Source organism: Caldithrix abyssi DSM 13497 (assembly GCF_001886815.1).
In the GTDB taxonomy this organism is placed as follows: domain Bacteria; phylum Calditrichota; class Calditrichia; order Calditrichales; family Calditrichaceae; genus Caldithrix; species Caldithrix abyssi.
Map to the genome: position 1 here is coordinate 2,919,677 of NZ_CP018099.1, position 17,059 is coordinate 2,936,735.

Genomic DNA, 17,059 nt, shown 5'->3' on the forward strand with positions numbered 1-17,059 from the left:
AAAAAAACAGAGGCTGTCCCAAAAGCGATATCAAATGTATATTTTTAAAATAATATGAAAAAGTTTACAATAGCCCTCACCCCCTTTCCCCGTCTCCCGATTTCGGGAGAGGGGGAATTAAAGGGGGTGAGGGGAAGAAAAACTTTATAAAAATACATTTTCTTTGACTTTTGGGACAGCCCCTGACCTGAGGAAGGAAAACTACTGTTTTTGGACAAGTTTTCGTTCGATCGTTTCCGGCTGAATAACTTCGCCTTTTAGAGGAAAGCGGAAGGGATTGTTGACCAGGCCCGTTTTCCCATTGCGGTAGTGGACGGTTAATTGCGGCTTATTTAAGGCGCTAAAAATACTATCTGCCGGGACTTTATTTTTTACAAAGTAAACAAAAGCATAGGGTTTTTGATCCACAATATCCGTTTTAAAGCGTACGATGTAATCATTGGTTGAAAGGTGACTTACTAACATCATCAGGCTACGACGGATACCGGCATTCAGCGCCTGCGGCATGTAAATTTTGTAAACGGCCAGGTCTTGCGGTTTATATTTTTTATATTCGTTAAAAACCATGTTAAAGGGGGTAAACAGCTCTTTTATAAACGCGCTTCTGGTAATATGCTCTATTGTTTGAGATGTTTTCGCAACTTTAAACTTTAACTTTACCGTGTAAGATTTCCCTCTGCTCACATAGGTGACTTCCGGTTGTTCGATAATATTCTTAATTTCATCTATGGTTAAAAGAGAGTCATTAAAGTAGATCGTAGCCTCTACCGGTTCGCCGAAATGGGTGCTGAACCCATAAATCCCTTTATTCTGTTTAAGCAGTTGCGTAAAGTAGAAAGAATCGTATGTATCGAACAACTTATCCACCCAAAAGACCGCCGCGGCCACGCTGTCGGTTGGCGAGGCAGGCATTCTAAACAGTGTTTTAGCCGGCGTAAAAATTGCGGCTTTAATCTTTTCGGGATCGATGACCTGCGGATCATAGTAAATTTCTGCCGTATGAGAGCGCACATAGGCTTTTACGCCCAAAACGCCCTTTACGCGTTGCATTCTCGAAGCAAAGGACATGGCGCTGCCATAACACTTAATATTTTTAAGACCGGATTGCGAAAAGATGGCAGCCGTTTCCAGTTTTTGTTCCGGCCCCCATTTCATGTTAATGGTGGGCAATTCTATCGTTCTGGCCAAAAATAACCCTAAAACAATTAGCACTACCGTGGCGGTAGCCGGTAGCCAGGTCATTTTCTTTTTGTTAATGGTTAAGGTGTCGGAAACCGGGCAGGCCTTAATGCAATCGACACATAAATGGCAATCGATATGCTCCACTGTTTCAACGCCCATAACATCCAAGCCCATGGGGCAGGCCTTGTTGCACAGGTTGCAGTCCACGCAGGCATCCCCTTTGCGTTTGATTTTAAAAACCGGAAAAAGCCAGCCTTCTAGCCTGGTAACCTCCAGCAACATGGCAATTAAAATGATGATCCCCGCAGGCCACAACCAGCTAATTTGCAGGCCCAATTTGAGTAATATCAGATAAATCACCATAACGGCAAAAAAGACCACCGCGTTGGAAAAAATATTGGAGATGGCGCTTAACGGGCACAGATACTTACACCAGAACTGTCGAATAAAAACAGCGCCTAAAATGGTGATAATTAATGCGGGCAGGGCAAAGTACAACACCACATCACTCCCGAAGCCGGTAAAGACGGCAAAAAAGGGATCGTATTCTTTACAGAACAGTTCGCTGGAACCAACGGTAAAATAAAAGGTCAAAAATAACAAGATATATTTAAGGCTACGTAAGGCTTTATCTGCAACCCCGCTGATCGTGTAGCGTACTTTAAATTTTTCACCGATTTTGCCCAGCCATTCGGTAAAGGTGCCGATGGGACAAATATAACTGCAAAACAGCTTGCTGAAAATCAAAACGCCGATCAGCAGCAAAACGCCCATAAAAATCTGGTGTTCTGTCATTGAACAGGCCAGAGAATTATTGACTAAATAGCTGCTCAGGGCTTGCATACCGCCAAACGGACAATACGCCTCAAAATCCGGGACATAGTTTGGATCGATCCACCACCGTAGCACCATATAGAACAGCAGGGCCATTATTCCCCACTGAAAAGTCAATCGCAAATAATTTGTTCTGTTTTTTTGTGCCATTTTTACTCCTTAAACATTTTCCGTTAATCGACCGGCGGTTCAAAAAGTGAAACGCCAATAAAACCATAAATTCCTGTCACTAAAATAATGACCAGATCAAACCAGCTATTTTTAATCTTCTGCCTCCGTTTTTTGAAAATATACATAGCCAAAAACAATAACAAGACATTAAAAATAATGGCTTTGGGCGAAAAATCATCGAAATAAAAGCTGGCAAACTCCGTAGTACTTTTCCGAATTTGCAGCGTAAAAGGAAAAAAATATTTCGTGATGATTCCCGCTGTTGACTGGTAAAAGCCAGGCCAGCTTTCCTGGTATGTAGCGATTAGCTGGTACTGACGATTGGTTGTGAACGACAATAATTGCGTGTCTTTTTTAATGTTAAAAATGCGGTACATAAGATTGCCCAGAATGTACAAATTATCTTCATCCGGATTATAATTTGAGATTGGAATTTTCTGAAAACGATATTGGTCATACATTAAAAAGTAAACTTGATTTTTCGTATCAATCACAACACCATAAAATTCTCTTAAATCTCGTTCGTTAATAAAAATAACGCGCACATCGATACTATCAGGCTTATGGGTATTGCGGCAAAACGGTTCGCCGTCAATCATTTTTAGATGAAAAAGCTGGCCGTTTTTATCCACAATAAAATAGCCTTCATCAAACGGTTTACGTGTGGTAATATTACCGAACACTTTCTGGGCCGGAAAAACAAATCCCTCATCTTTTAAAGCTCTGGTAAATTTTTCTGATTTTTTTGTGTTAAGTTCATTGGTAGCGGCGTTAATAAATTCGATCCCCTGTGGCGTAATTCTAAAAAAATCATCCGGTATGCTAAGAGACAAACGGGGCGGATTGGCTTCCATAAGGGGATATAAAGGGATAACGGGCACATTGATATGCTTGGGACGGATGCGAATAAACAGATTATTCAATCGAATTTCTTTTAGATCAACTTTGTGTCCTTTAATCGAGTCCGGCATCTGCCCTTTGGCGGCCAGAATTCGATAATTAAAAAAAGGTAATAAAGGATCTGCCTCATCGCGGGTAAACCTTTTTCCGTCTTTCGTTTTATAGTAGAAACCATCGTCATAATATGCAATTAAATAATTCTCAAGAATTGGGCTGTAATAAGCCATGGGCGATGGCGTCTTTTTTTCAAAGCTTAACCAGTAATACTCTGGAATATAAACGGCCGAAACCAGAATAACAATCAAAATGATAAATAATCTGCTAATTTTTATAATCATTTTTCCACTCCTCTGCGAAAACGCTGACCGGTATATAAAATGATAACACTAAAAAACAGTGAAGTAATGATAAACCAGGGTAACGAATACTTATACATACTGTATGCCGAAGTATAGAATAAGAAAAACAAATAGCCAAAGGAAAATATAATCAAAACGATTCGCTTTAGCCAGATCGGTTCCACAAATATGGCCGCAGCCGCCCAATAGATTGTGAAGCCGGCTAATACCCATGGGGCGATCGTTATCCAGACATTGAATAAGAACTCCCAGGGAAAAATTCTGGCGGTGACAATGGAGAACAACCCCATTCCCAATAAATTTACAGCAAAAAATGCCAGCGTCCCAAAACCAACCATAAATAATAAGATGGAATTTTCTTTTAACGGCAGGTGTAATGTTAATTTTAAGCGATTGGCGTTTATTTCTGGCATATATTGCGCAAAGGCGATGACCAGTCCAATCAATAATGGGAAAAATTTTAAATCGTCAAAATAAAAATCTCCCAGAATGATGACCTGATACCAGAATTTATTGGCGTCAAGAAATCGAATATTATAAGAAATTTCAAGAGCTATTTTTATTACCAAAACGATAAAAAGTCCGGCTAAAATAAACACGGCTGAGCGAACTTTTAGCCATTCCTTATAGAATAGTGCTTTTACCATCTCTTCTCCTAATATTTTCCAGTTAAACCAATAAAGGCATCTTCCAGAGTCATGGGCACCTGTTTAATGTTTTTAAATGGCACGTTTAATTTTTTCAGATGCTCCTCTACTTTGTCCTGTGTTTTAAAGGAATAAACTATGCCTCTGGTTTTAAAAATCTCAAAATTCGCAATCACATCATCTTTATGAAGGCTAACATGGTGACCTTCTGGAAGGTCGAAGGTAAATTGTTTAAAATTTGCTTTAAACTCCTTAACCGTGCTGGTAAGCAATACGCCTTTGTAATCCAGAACAACGATATCTTCCACCAGCCCTTCCAGATCCTGAATAATATGCGATGTAATGAAAATTGTTTTCCCTCGCCCGATGGCATATTCTTTTAAATAGTCCAGGAACAACCGGCGGTAACCGGCATCCAATCCCATGGAATAGTCATCTAATATCATTAAATCCGGATCCTGTGCCAGGATCAATCCTAAAGCGACCTGAGAACGCTGTCCACAAGACATGGTAGAAAGCTTTTGTTGCGGTTCAACCTCTAACTTCTCCATTAAATCGTAATAAGCCTCTTTTTTCCACTTAGGATAAAAGGCGGAGTAAAATTTTTCAATTTGGGTGATGGTCATAAAATTATATTGAATATGACCTTCCATTAAAAAGCCCATTCTGGCTTTTGTTTGCGGACTTAAATGCTGCGAATCTTCACCAAAAATGTAGCAATGTCCGGAATGGGGGCGCAAATAGCCGTGTAAGATATTAATCGTTGTAGTCTTGCCCGTTCCGTTTTTCCCTAACAGACCAAAAATACTCCCTTTCTTGATGACAAAATTCAGATTTTCATAAATCAACCGCTTTCCATAATAATGCGTTAGGTTAACGCATTCTACAACATTTTCCATTGGTTTCCTCTTCAAGTTAAATGATATAAACCTTTTTTACTTTATGTTCAAGGAAATAATCACACTATTCATTTTTACTATTATGCTGAAGAACACTCCGACCTGAACTTTGATATTCAGGTTTAAAGAAATTAAGGAAAAGCGCCGTTATTGAAATAACGGCGCTTAAGGGGCGATCGTCTATTTAACAAGCAACATTTTGCGAATCGCTTTAAAATTACCGCTTTTCAGTTCATAAAAATAAACGCCGCTGGCAAACTTGCCTGCATTAATTTTAACCTTGTATGCGCCCGGATTCAGCTTTTTATTGATAACGGTTGCAACTTTCTGTCCCGCAACATTGTAAATGGTCAGGGTCGTCTGATCGGCTTTTTTCAAGGAAAATTCGATTGTCGTCAGCGGGTTAAATGGATTGGGATAATTTTGTTTTAATTCGTAATCGGTGATGGTTGCCGTTGGCGAATGGTCAATGCTGACAATAACGCCATTAGCATTGGTTTCGCCAGGTGTGGCCGTGCTAAAGAAAACCCATTCCGAGCCGCCATCGTCTCTGCGTCCGTAAGAAATATCCGTTGTTTGTTCGCCAAAGGTCAACGAATCGATGAAGCGATAGCTGCCTTCAAAGTATTCACTAAGCCCGATTTGTTCTCCGGAAGCGCTCAATTTAATGTTCACATGCAAAACGCCTTGTTCGGGCTGTTTATCGGCCCATAAAATCAGAAATCCGTTGGCCGGAATAGTTGTAGCAGCAGGCAGGGTGTCTGGTATCTGATAGGCTGTCGGCTCGCCAAGATCATCTGTAATGTACATGCCGCCGATGTCCACTGGAAAATCATTGGCATTGTAAATTTCGATCCAGTCATCGTATTCACCGTATTCATCGGCAAAAGCGGAATCATTAGAAGCCATAAATTCATTGATAAACAAGTTTTGCGTGGCCACTTGCGGTTCAAAATCTTTTTTCAAAATTACGCCATTTGCGCCTACTACCCACAATTTTCCCTGAGCATATTCCACGCGTTCCAGATTCTGGGTGGTCACGCTATCGTCTTTTTGCCAGGTAAGACCGGCATCGTTGGAATAATAAATTTTGCCCTTTTCGCCAACCGCGTAAACCAGGGTATCGTTTACAAAGGCCACGCCAAAGAAATCATCGCCATCCGGTTCTACAAATACTTCCTGCAAGGTATCCCAATTTGCAACCGTTGTGTGAAAAATATAGCCTTTGGTGCCAACAACCACGCCGTGGTCGCCTCTGAACTCAATTTCTCTTAAGTTCATTGAACCGTAATCATATTTCAGGTAAAAAGAATCCAGCGTTGCGGTTGAGACCAGCAACTTTCCGCTGTAACAGCCAGCCAGTATTTGCTTGCTGGCAACCGGCCAGATGTCATAGATGGTACTTGTTTCGGAATTACCGACCAGCGTCCAGGTTTGCCCGCCATCTTCCGATTTCATGATGTAACCTTTACTGCCCGCTGCAAAAGCCAGATTTTCATCCACAAAACGAACAACGTAAATACTTTTGCCTTCATCATACATTGGATTAGGAACTTCCTGCCAGGTCAACCCGCCGTCCGTGCTGCGGTAGAGAATTCCTTTATAGCCGCCGGCAAGTGCAAGGTTTTCATTGGCAAAATCGGCAGTGTACAGCGTACTTCTTGCGCCAACCAGCAGGTTATCCGGATAGGTCCAGTTATATCCTCCGTCTGTGCTGATGGTGGCATCGCCTTTAAAACAAACGCCGAGAATAGTATTAGCAGGCGAAATGGCCAGTCCTTTAAAATCTACATTGGGCCATCCCAACAATGGCGTGTAAGTGACTCCGCCATCCGTTGTTTTGAACCACTGTCCGTCTCTGGCAAAAACATAGCCTGTGTTTGCATCCAGGAAATAGACAAATATAACTGAATGAGCTGCCGGGATATCGATGTCGTTCCAGGAATTCCCCCCATCCGTCGTCATTGTCACATGCCCATCCGATCCGCCGGCAACAACCGTATTTTCATTTAAAAGTTGAACTGAATAAAACTGGACATAATTGGTAGACCAGTTGGCGATTTGTTGATAGGTTTTTCCACCATCCTGAGAAAGGAAAACTGTAAAATGGTAGCCGACAATGGCAATGGTCGAATCGCCATAAGCGTCTACATCGTACAGGCGTTTACTAATGCCTCCCGGAAAAATAAGCTGCACAAAATTCCAGGTTTGCCCGCCGTCATGGGTGTACCAGGTAGCGCCTTTATTTGCGCCGGTCGCCACCACGCCAACGTTCTCGTTACAAAACGCAATGCCGCCATCCAATTTTTGAACGGTTCCGCTTACCTCAAACGTATAATTACTTTTCGTCCATGTTACGCCGCCATCGGTCGTTTTTAATACGCCGTCATCACCGGCCACATAAACCGTATTTTCATTCACCACGGCAATATTGTTTAAATCGAATGTGAACTGGGCGGTATCGCCAACCTGCGTCCAGGTGTAGCCGCCATCTTCCGTTTTGTAAATACAACCGCCGCTCGATGCGCAGGCATATCCTACCAGATTGTTGGCAAAACCGACGTCTGACCAGCTGGGAGCTCCATCATATTCCGGATAGCGTACAATATCTCCGCTTACTCCGCCATCCGTGGTCATCATTACCGCCCCATCATCCCCGACGAACAGGCCGGTATCGGCATTAAAAAACACGCCGCTGTTGGGATAATATTCCATCTCCCCTTCTTTAACCACCTCCCAGGATTGACCGAACAAAAAACTTGCCATCCCAAGAATTAAAATAACTTGTAAATAATACCGCATCCCTAAGACCTCCTTTTTTATGAAACAAATACGTCTAACTTAAAATTTTATAAAAATTTTCTGAGTTGTATTTGTACATTAATCTGGTTTTGTGAACGATGATTGGACACGCCCTGCTTTTGACCAAAATCCGCATTTAACAGCCAGATTGTTTTCCCCTGATAAAAGGCAACTCCCAGAGCGCCGCCTTTTGCCCGGTAATCGCCATAATAATGCCATATTTCAGGTTCGTTATAAACACGGTACCACATTCCTGTTTGAATATACCATCTTGGATATGGAGAATAGATGCCCCCTATTTTCAAATCAAAAGCGGAAATGGGCTCATTGCGATAGATTCGGGCCAGATAATCACGCTTATCGGGCAAAATACGTTGATAATCACTTTCAATCGCAACGGTTAAAGGATGCAGAGAACCCATTTTTCTGGAGAATCCTATCGTAAGATGATGAAAGCGCTGGTACGAACGATAAATAGCCATCCTTTTGACCGGCTCTTCTGCCCAATCTTCCAGATAGCGAAAGCGATACCGTAATGATAAACTATTTTTCATAGAAGCAGACAAAAAATAACGCCATAAGGTAGAAAAATAATAATCTTGCCCCTGGTAATATCCATCGTAACGGCGCACAAGGGGGCTATCGTACACCTCGTGCCAGACATACTTATAGCCGACGTTCATTACGCCTTTTAAGCGTGTAAAATCAAACATTATTTGTGGTTGAACGTCCAGGCCTTTCGTTCGGGCATTCCGATCATCGGTGCTGGTGATAGAAGTAAAAAGGAATTCTCCGCGATAACGAAAAATAATGGGGCTGGTACCGTCTGGCTGCCTCGCGATCTTAATAATATCCAGTACATCAAAGGGTTTTAAAGAAAGGCCAATAACGATAGAGCCTGAAAGGCGATAGGCCAGGCTTAAGTCGGTAGTGATTTTGCGCCGAATGATTTCCGGCATGGAATAGACTTTTTTTAAACCTCTGTAAATTTTGTAATTCAGTCCAACGCCCCACCATAAGTTTTTTAACAGCCGGTGGCTAAAAGTGGCCTCAACCTGCGGCCCGATATAGGAAAAATCTCCTTGCATCGAATCACAGGGCACAAAAGGATCGGGCGCATAAGGTTCAATTTCAATGGCGCGGTTTACGTCGCTTAAATAGTCCATATTATATTGCACGGAACCATAAAACGCCTGAGTTGGCGATACATGTTTTTGTCCCGTGAACCGGACATCGTTCTGATGAACGCCATACGCATCCCACCAGCGACGTAGTTCGCCCCATGAATTCTGACTATTAAAACTTATGGTCATCCAGTTCAAAGAATCGCTGGCCTCTAACCAGGCGGAATTCTGGCTAAAATGATAGAGATTGATCTCATTAATATTAGCCGGAATGGCAATTTCGATGGCGCCCACTCGCCACTGGTGGATATTCCCGGCAAAGCTTTGCCCCGCCATGATTAAAAAGCAGATTAAAACAAAAAAGCAACATACTCTTTTCATCATATTAATATCCCGGTGTAGGATGATCTAAGATAATAAAATCCAGACTACTGTTATTGGTATCGAAACCTGGTTGACGCCTCTGGACGGATTTACCGCTGTATTTACTCATTCCCACTCCGGCAAATCCGGCGTCAATGCGAACGGTTAATTGCTTCAGCGAATTCGGATTGGAACTATATTCCACTCCGTCTAAGATGGTATGAATCGGAACGTGGTAGTATTGGTACCCTCTATCCGAAACCTCTCCGGCATAAAAATCAGTACCGTCGGCCAACAGCACAAAATTATGCACAAGATTGATCATAAAATCCAGCGATCTTTCGGGGAGAACATTCACCACATTCGGCGCAGGATTATCGATCTCGGCGCCATAAGGATTATAAAATTCCCAGTCGGCGTCAGATAAATCCAGCGCGGTGTCAATATATTGCGAATGGTCTATAGCGTCCTGAGCTACAACCACATATTGATGGGGCGCCACCGGATACTCCCGGCCCACCTTGGGTTCCCCCGGAAATTGAAAGATGTATGTAACCTGCACATAGTCAACGGAATCCATATTGGGCTTGTGTCTTTGCAATCCGCGGCATAATATTAAACCATCCAGATACACGGTGGTATCACTGTTATTGTAAAGCTCGATAAACTGGTCATAAAAGTAAAAGGCCTTGTTCTTTGGACCGCAGTAGTAGATTTCATTGATCACCAGACTGGATTCCAGAGCCAGATTGGCTTTCAGCGTATCTTCAAACGTTAAATCCATCATTTCAATTAACTTACTACCGCGTAGGGTTAAGGTATCAACCTGGTCGCTATTTTCAATCGATACCTCTACCTCTTTCTCAACGGTTAGTGTGTAGCGCCCCAATAATAAATCTTTGAACTCCACCACGCCCTGACTATCGGAATACGCTACGTATTTTTTGCGAACGCCGGGGCTTTCATAATAGGTATTTGATTCCAGAACCGCCCTGGCATTGCTTAGCGGGGCGTACCCCAATTCAGGGTCTGTCTCGATTAAGCCGCTTTGATCAACCAGAATTGTGCGCAAAACAAGACTGCCGTCTTGCTGGGTGGGTGGACTTTTTTCACAGGCAACAATCAAAAGGCCTAACGCCAGCAGAAAAATCTTTTTTGTCATGATGTTTTACCTTATTTTAAAATTTATTGACCTGTCTTAAACAAATCATCCAGCTTTGCGCTAAAAGCTACACCCCAGAACATCTCAGGATTTCGGGCCGAGTAGCTACCATAGCGCGTTTTATAGTAAGCCATGTCATTAAAAATATTTTCCACAAAAAGAGAAATTTCTGCGCCTTTAAAGAGCGATTTACTCACAATCACACTAAACAACCATTTGTCGTTAGGCTTGCTGTCGTCAACGCTAGTACTAAGCTCGTCATAAGAACGATCCAGCCCCATCAAGGTGGATGTTTGCGGGTCGATCGGGATCAGCTGTCCGTCTTTGTAATAACCGATGGCATGCGTGGTAACATTACCAAGCAGTAAATAGCGATCCCACAATACTTGTTGAGCCCTGAACGTTAACCAGATGCCGAGACTTCTTGCAATGTAGTCGATTTTATAATTGATGATGGTTTTTTGCCTCCAACTTGTGGTCGGCTTATAATAGGGAACGATTTGCATATCTTCTGGCGCCACCCAGCCGGATGAAAGCGTATCGCCGGCTGAATAATATCTGGAGGCAGATGAAAAATAAGCTACGCCGTCTCTTTTGCCTGATCGGCTAAACACATAGGAAGCGCTAATAAAAAAGCGCATATTAAGCTTTGGCAAGCGATGCGTTCTTAATAAAAATTCAAATCCGCTATTGTTTACCCAACCTACATTGCGTGCAATTTTATAACCAGAAGAGGCGATCAATACTTTTTCCATTACGGTCTTCTGGCTCTCATCAGGCCACTGTGGCCATTCATATCGATAATAAGTCAAAGGTATGCCCAGATACTGGGGAATATTATTGGTTTTTTGCAAAAAACCATTAAAACTTAAGGCAAAATCACCGAATCGCTGGTCGAGACCAACTTCATATTTGGTGCTTTGATAGCCTTTTAAATGAGAGTTCGTCCGATCGTAAACATAGGTGCTAATCAAAGGGACGGTAATCGTCGTATCTCTGCCATCGGCCAGCGTTTGATGTATGATTCCAATATCGTTCACATCTAAATAAAACTTTTCTGGATACAGCATAGAAAGCGCAGGAGTTTTGGACGCTTTGCTAAAGGTTAAACGAAATTGCGTATCTTTAAAAAGTTTTAGCTTTAGACCTAATCGGGGATTTAGGAAAGTTCCTTGCCGCGCTTTAAAGATATCCTCATTTTTTAAAGGATTAATTGGAAAAAAACCGTCCGGATTGTAGCTATCGATTCTGAGTCCTATGTTAAACGTTGTGGGGACAATTAAGCGGGCTGTTATTCGATCTTCGAGAAACAGAGATAACTGTGAGATTCCCGGAATATCGCTAAAAGAACGCGGACGAATATTCCCGCCGCCATTTGGAGGGCGCAACAAATCAAACTGCTTACCCGGTCCGTTATTCCACTCCTTCTGGTATTCGCCGCCGGCTAAAATGCGGTGTAAAAATTTTCCCGTAAAAAATCGGTGCGTGATTTTGACTTTAAATCCTAAAGACCATTCATCGCCTATGGTACGCACATCCGAAAAATAAACAGGATCGGCAAAAATACCTTCAATGGTGCCGGGTTCCATTAAGGTGGTTGCATATCCTAAATCACGCGTTTCTAATTTGTGTCGCCAGCTGTTTCGACGTTTGTAGTCTAAAAAGTTGCGCATGTAAAAGGTGGTATTTTTACTATGCTTAAAATTTATCCGTTGAGAATACGTAATATGAAAGTCGCGATTGTAGGCTCTTGTTTTTTCGGGGTCCGATTCGTCATTGTCTTCCTCGATTTTGCGGGAAAAACGCAGCCCCTGCGTCATTTTGAGCTTTTTTTGCAAAAAACAATTGCTGGCCTTTAGCGAGGCGCCTATCCGATGGAATTCGTCGCCTTTAATACGAATATCGCGCTCGCTGTAACCATAATTTAAATTGTAAACAAAATTGGTGTTCCAGCGCTTAAAGCTGCCCATTAAATTGGCTTCTTTGGTGTCCGGATTATTTTTTACCTTGATGCGCGTGGGCACGTTTTCCGTGCGCGTTGTAGCGATAATTACGCCGGAAGTATTGTCTCCGTACTCAACCGATGTGGCGCCGGATTGTACTTCTACGCGTTGTAAATTATCGGCCACAATTTCACGCAGATCATACTGACTTTCCGCCGATGCCTGTACCTTTGTTCCATAATTAACGCCCACTCCTGTCTGTAAATCCACATTGTTCGAAAGCGGCACGTCGTCTAAAATAATTTTCGTTCCAAAAGCAGAACCGGCATCCCCAAAATTACGTAAATTAATTTTTTGTTTGCTTTGCAACCCAAGGTTGGTCGCCTTTTCATTGCCCGGTATCATTTCTAACACATCGGCCAGGCTGGTGGCCTGCATGTGTTCAATTTCTCCGCTGCTGATACGATGAATGGTTTCCGGTTCCTGCGGCAATAAATCTCTTTGCGCCGTTACCTGAATGCCGCCTATCTCCAGGAACAAAAACTCATTCGCATTCCCGGGATACATGGTTACATTTAAAGTGGTGACCTTACCGGCTTTTACTTTTACTTCTGGAATGACCAACGAGTAAAAACCTTTTTTGATAAAAATTAAATAATAATTACCAGGCGGCACATCATCTAAAATAAATTCGCCGTTTTCATCCGATTTAGTGGACCTGTTCTTACTTTCAATGCGAACGATAACGTTGGATAATCTTTCATCGCTATCGGTTTTGACAATGACGCCTGTAATTTGACCGCTTTGGTTTTGAGCAAAAAGAGAAAGGGCAAATACAAAAACGAAAAATAGCAGTAATGTGCGCATTATTATTCTCACAACATTATGAATTTTTTTTCATTTTTAACTTAATAATAATTTTTTCACTTTTCAAGTAGTAAGTTAAGGTTTATTACTAACTCTTTTATTTTTTTTACTCTCACCGCCCAAAAAATCATCTTTCATAAAAGCGCATTTTCCATCTTTTTAGAACCATTGAGTTCTTGTATTTATTTGTTTTTATAAGTGTTAAGCCACTCAATCACTGTCAAAATTAAAGCAAAATTCGCGGCCAAATTGCGTGAACGGAACTCCTATTTTAGCACAACCATTTTGCGCACATCCACAAATTTTCCGCTAATAATTTTGCAAAAATAAATACCAGAACCAACCGGCCGTCCCAGGTCATTTAATCCATTCCACCTCACCTGGTGCGTCGCTCCCGGGGGCAACACCTTTCGATTCAAAATGGTTCGCACCTTTTGGCCCAGCGCATTGTAGATTACTAAGGTTACCGCTTCTTGCTTAGCCAGCGAAAACTTAATCAAGGTGCTGGCATTAAAAGGATTTGGATAATTGCCAATTAATTGGAATTGGTACGCAGGTCTTTCAGCGGCTGCCAGGCCGGTGGCGTAATTTTTTCCGACCCACAGTTCGTCGATGGCCCACCCCCAGCCATTGGCGGCCGCATCGGCGTGCAAACGGAAACGAAGATAAATTCTCGTGCCGGCATCATACATATCGCTCAATAACGTATCGTGCTTCATAAAGGCATCAGGAGCAGGCGCGCGTTTTTCTCTAAAAGCGTTCAACCATTCTTCATTCCATCGGGCATCGTACGGTTCAATCAAGTTTTTCCAATTAAGGCCATCGTCGCTGCCTTCAACCGTCACGTAATCCCACATTTGCGGATAGGGGTAATAGTAACCTTCGTCGCCAGGTTCCACAACGGCAATATCGGAATAACTCAATCGCATACTATCCGAAACAACAATGGGATTGGGCAAAAGGGCAATGTGTTCCTGACTATTGGCGTAAGGATGCTCTGTGTGCAGAGTAGCCGAAGAAAACCCCTCATCCACGGAAACCACAAAATGCCCTTCAAAGGGATTGTTCCCATCTTCAAATTCGAGATAAAGGCTATCGAGCGTTTCAAATGTTTCTATCGACTTTGTTTGCGAAACATAAATCGCGCCGTCTTTGTATCCTTTGAGATGGATTTGTACAACAGCCGGACGCTGAACCGCGCAGTAGGCAAAGGTATCGGAGTAGGCTTTTAAATTGAACAGCGTTGCCCCGGGAACATCGTTCACCAGCACCTTTAACGAATCGTAGGCGCCTTGCGTAAAAAAGCTAATTTTAAGGGAATCGGTATTGGGATTGGGCAAAGGTAATTCCGCCAGCAACGGCTCTTTGACGGGCAAGTTGTATGTGCGCAAGGTGTCGTTATCCAGCGTCCACACGCCTCGGCCATGAGTGGCGGCTACAATCTGCGAACCAATGATTTTCATACTACGCACGGCCACGGCCGGCAGACCGCGATCAAAATAAGACCAGCTCTGCCCGCCATTGTACGAAACGAAAACGCCGATATCTGTTCCGATCCAGATTTGACTGGAATCATACGGCATAAACAGCGCGCAATGTACCGGCACCTCCGGTAGATTACTGGTAATATCTTCCCAGCTTTGCCCTAAATTTCGCGTTCGAAAGATCTTTCCATAGCCATACACGCCAAACATAACCAGAGCCGTTGCGCTATCAAAAGGCGAGGTGGCAATGCCGGTCAGATAGGCGTTCAGGTTTTGATCCGGGTTAGAGACAACGCGAAAGCTTTTACCGCCGTCGATAGAAACATTGATGTAAAAGGAAGAACTGGCCGCCCAAACAATATTAGAATCTTTTTTAGAAATGGCCAACCTGATCCATTTGTAACCGCCTAAATTAACATCCACCGGATGCCAGCTTTCTGCGCCGTTATAACTAATATAAATTCTGTTTGTATCCGAAGCCGTGATCAGTTTGTTCGTATTGTGCGGATCCATCACCAGCGGAGTGTGAAAAATGCGGCTCTCGGGCAGACCATTGTTTTTTTCTTTAAAATACTCTCCTTGCGTAATCGATTTGTAGATGATCGAATTGTAAAGCGTACCGTAAACAATATCGGCATTTTGATCGTCCCAGGCGCAGTCGAACCCGTCGCCGTCGATCTTTTTTATCCATTCGCTGGTACGCGATGGATTTTTAGGCGAAACCAGCGTGCCATTGTCCTGCGTGCCGCCGATGTACTGATTCGCATTCGGATTTCTGTCGGCATCGTAAAATTGGGTGATATTTAAGCCCGTGTTTTTGCTTTGCCAGCTTATGCCGCCATCGTTCGAATAAAACACACCGCCGTCATTGGTCACCACCAGTTCTAAAGTAGAATCCGCATGCGTAATGGCCGCAATACAGTGCTGATCGGCATGAACATAAGGATAAACGTTGGAAATGTACCAGCTGGAAAGCCGTTCGGAATTAAAGCCATTATTTTGCGTTTCAACTTTGTACAGATCAATCCCACCGACAAAAACAATTTGCGGATTAAAAGGATGTACCAGAAGCGTATTATTGTACCATCCCTGGTGATACAGCCAGTTTACCGCATTTCCCAGGTTGTTCCAGGTTCTTCCACCGTCGTTTGATTTAAACAAGCCCAGCAAGGCATAACTTGTATCGGCTGCCGCGGCGTAAACGTAATTTGTATCTATTGCTGAGATGGCCAGCTCGATACGCGTTGCGTTTTTAATGGAATCGCTTACAAAATGCCAGTTATCTCCCATATCCACGGATTTGTAAATACCCGCCTTCCAGACCGTAATGAACAATGAATTAAAATTCAACGGATTGCAGACGATCTGCTGCACGCTGCTGCCAATATCGAACACCTTTTGCCAGGTTTGCCCGCCGTCCATAGAACGCAGCACGCCTGTCTTTGTCGCCGCCAGCAGGGTATCGGGATGGCGGGGATGCACCACAATGCGATTGACAAATCTAAAGTCGTAGTCGCTAATGGTCTCCGGTAGTTGCGTCCAGCTCACGCCGCCATTGGTTGTTTTAAAAATGCCGTCTCCAACAATGGCATCATAATTAAAGAATCCTTCTCCGGTGCCGGCGTACAAAACATCCGGTTGCGAGTCACAAATGGCAATGGTGGAAACGGACAATACAGGCATATCATCCGTCTGACAGGTCCAGGTTTGGCCGCCGTCATCGGTGCGCCAAATTCCACCGCCAACTGCGCCAACCCACCACCTTTGGGATTGCCGGGGATGAATTACAACCGCGCGCGCTCGACCGGCCACGCCCGAAGGGCCGCGCTCCACCCATTTTAAATCGTCATTGACCTTTAATAAGTGATATTGCTGTTTTACCTGACGAAAGGCTTTAAAGCGCCAGTTGGAAGGATAGGAAAATTTTTGACCAATCTGCGAGCGTAACAAAATTTCTTCCAGGGCGGCCTGATCCGGTTTATCCGGGCGACGGGCAATTTCTTGCTCTTCCTCTTTGTCGGCAGCCCGCCAATCCATCGATGTGTTTTGCATTATTAAGGCGTCTGAAAAAGGTAAAATCAGGATTAATCCCAAAAACGCCATAGCAATAGTAGCCAATATCCGACGATTCATCTCATCCCTTTCCTGAGCTTATGTGAGCAGAACGGATTTCAACTTTTGCCCACTGCCAAAAACGCATGCAGGCGGTTTTTCAGACAGGTCCAAATACTACGTCAAAAGCAAACCTGAGTTTTATCTGGTTTAACTTTATATTTAAAATTGCCTGAATATTGACTATTTACGAGTGAGTTCAACAACCGC

General features: G+C 43.2%; 9 protein-coding genes. All 9 read right to left on the bottom strand.

Going from position 1 to position 17,059, the window contains the following annotated elements:
• Nucleotides 1-201: 201 nt before the first annotated feature.
• The 9 genes from Cabys_RS11395 to Cabys_RS11435 all read right to left on the bottom strand — a co-directional run bounded on the left by Cabys_RS11395 (nucleotide 202) and on the right by Cabys_RS11435 (nucleotide 16,870).
• A complete protein-coding gene (locus Cabys_RS11395; RefSeq protein WP_006930603.1) occupies nucleotides 202-2,166 on the bottom strand; it encodes a 4Fe-4S binding protein in 1,965 nt (654 codons plus the stop codon).
• Between the two features lie 23 nt (nucleotides 2,167-2,189).
• On the bottom strand, nucleotides 2,190-3,425 hold the full coding sequence (locus tag Cabys_RS11400) for a DUF4857 domain-containing protein (protein ID WP_006930604.1): 1,236 nt from the start codon (nucleotides 3,423-3,425) through the stop codon (nucleotides 2,190-2,192).
• Entirely contained in the window at nucleotides 3,422-4,093 is a 672-nt protein-coding gene (locus tag Cabys_RS11405; protein ID WP_006930605.1) for a hypothetical protein, read from the bottom strand. The genes Cabys_RS11400 and Cabys_RS11405 overlap by 4 nt, the downstream gene beginning before the upstream one ends.
• Before the next feature lie 8 nt (nucleotides 4,094-4,101).
• The gene (locus Cabys_RS11410; RefSeq protein ID WP_006930606.1) at nucleotides 4,102-4,992 is read right to left on the bottom strand and encodes an ABC transporter ATP-binding protein; all 891 of its coding nucleotides are present in this window, start codon (nucleotides 4,990-4,992) and stop codon (nucleotides 4,102-4,104) included.
• A 180-nt stretch (nucleotides 4,993-5,172) separates the two neighbouring features.
• A complete protein-coding gene (locus Cabys_RS11415; protein ID WP_006930607.1) occupies nucleotides 5,173-7,794 on the bottom strand; it encodes a YCF48-related protein in 2,622 nt (873 codons plus the stop codon).
• Between the two features lie 47 nt (nucleotides 7,795-7,841).
• Nucleotides 7,842-9,302 (bottom strand): DUF6850 family outer membrane beta-barrel protein, encoded by a 1,461-nt coding sequence (locus Cabys_RS11420; RefSeq protein WP_006930608.1) that lies wholly within the window; start codon nucleotides 9,300-9,302, stop codon nucleotides 7,842-7,844.
• Nucleotide 9,303: 1 nt separating this feature from the next.
• On the bottom strand, nucleotides 9,304-10,443 hold the full coding sequence (locus Cabys_RS11425; RefSeq protein ID WP_006930609.1) for a DUF4876 domain-containing protein: 1,140 nt from the start codon (nucleotides 10,441-10,443) through the stop codon (nucleotides 9,304-9,306).
• Between the two features lie 23 nt (nucleotides 10,444-10,466).
• Complete coding sequence (locus Cabys_RS11430; protein ID WP_006930610.1) at nucleotides 10,467-13,253, bottom strand: TonB-dependent receptor; 2,787 nt, start codon at nucleotides 13,251-13,253, stop codon at nucleotides 10,467-10,469.
• Between the two features lie 266 nt (nucleotides 13,254-13,519).
• Entirely contained in the window at nucleotides 13,520-16,870 is a 3,351-nt protein-coding gene (locus Cabys_RS11435; RefSeq protein ID WP_006930611.1) for a VPS10 domain-containing protein, read from the bottom strand.
• Between the last annotated feature and the right edge of the window lie 189 nt (nucleotides 16,871-17,059).

Coding starts and splice junctions, on each gene's coding strand:
- Cabys_RS11395 (WP_006930603.1), bottom strand. CDS start 2,166: ATGGCACAAAAAAACAGAACAAATTATTTGCGATTGACTTTTCAGTGG.
- Cabys_RS11400 (WP_006930604.1), bottom strand. CDS start 3,425: ATGATTATAAAAATTAGCAGATTATTTATCATTTTGATTGTTATTCTG.
- Cabys_RS11405 (WP_006930605.1), bottom strand. CDS start 4,093: ATGGTAAAAGCACTATTCTATAAGGAATGGCTAAAAGTTCGCTCAGCC.
- Cabys_RS11410 (WP_006930606.1), bottom strand. CDS start 4,992: ATGGAAAATGTTGTAGAATGCGTTAACCTAACGCATTATTATGGAAAG.
- Cabys_RS11415 (WP_006930607.1), bottom strand. CDS start 7,794: ATGCGGTATTATTTACAAGTTATTTTAATTCTTGGGATGGCAAGTTTT.
- Cabys_RS11420 (WP_006930608.1), bottom strand. CDS start 9,302: ATGATGAAAAGAGTATGTTGCTTTTTTGTTTTAATCTGCTTTTTAATC.
- Cabys_RS11425 (WP_006930609.1), bottom strand. CDS start 10,443: ATGACAAAAAAGATTTTTCTGCTGGCGTTAGGCCTTTTGATTGTTGCC.
- Cabys_RS11430 (WP_006930610.1), bottom strand. CDS start 13,253: ATGCGCACATTACTGCTATTTTTCGTTTTTGTATTTGCCCTTTCTCTT.
- Cabys_RS11435 (WP_006930611.1), bottom strand. CDS start 16,870: ATGAATCGTCGGATATTGGCTACTATTGCTATGGCGTTTTTGGGATTA.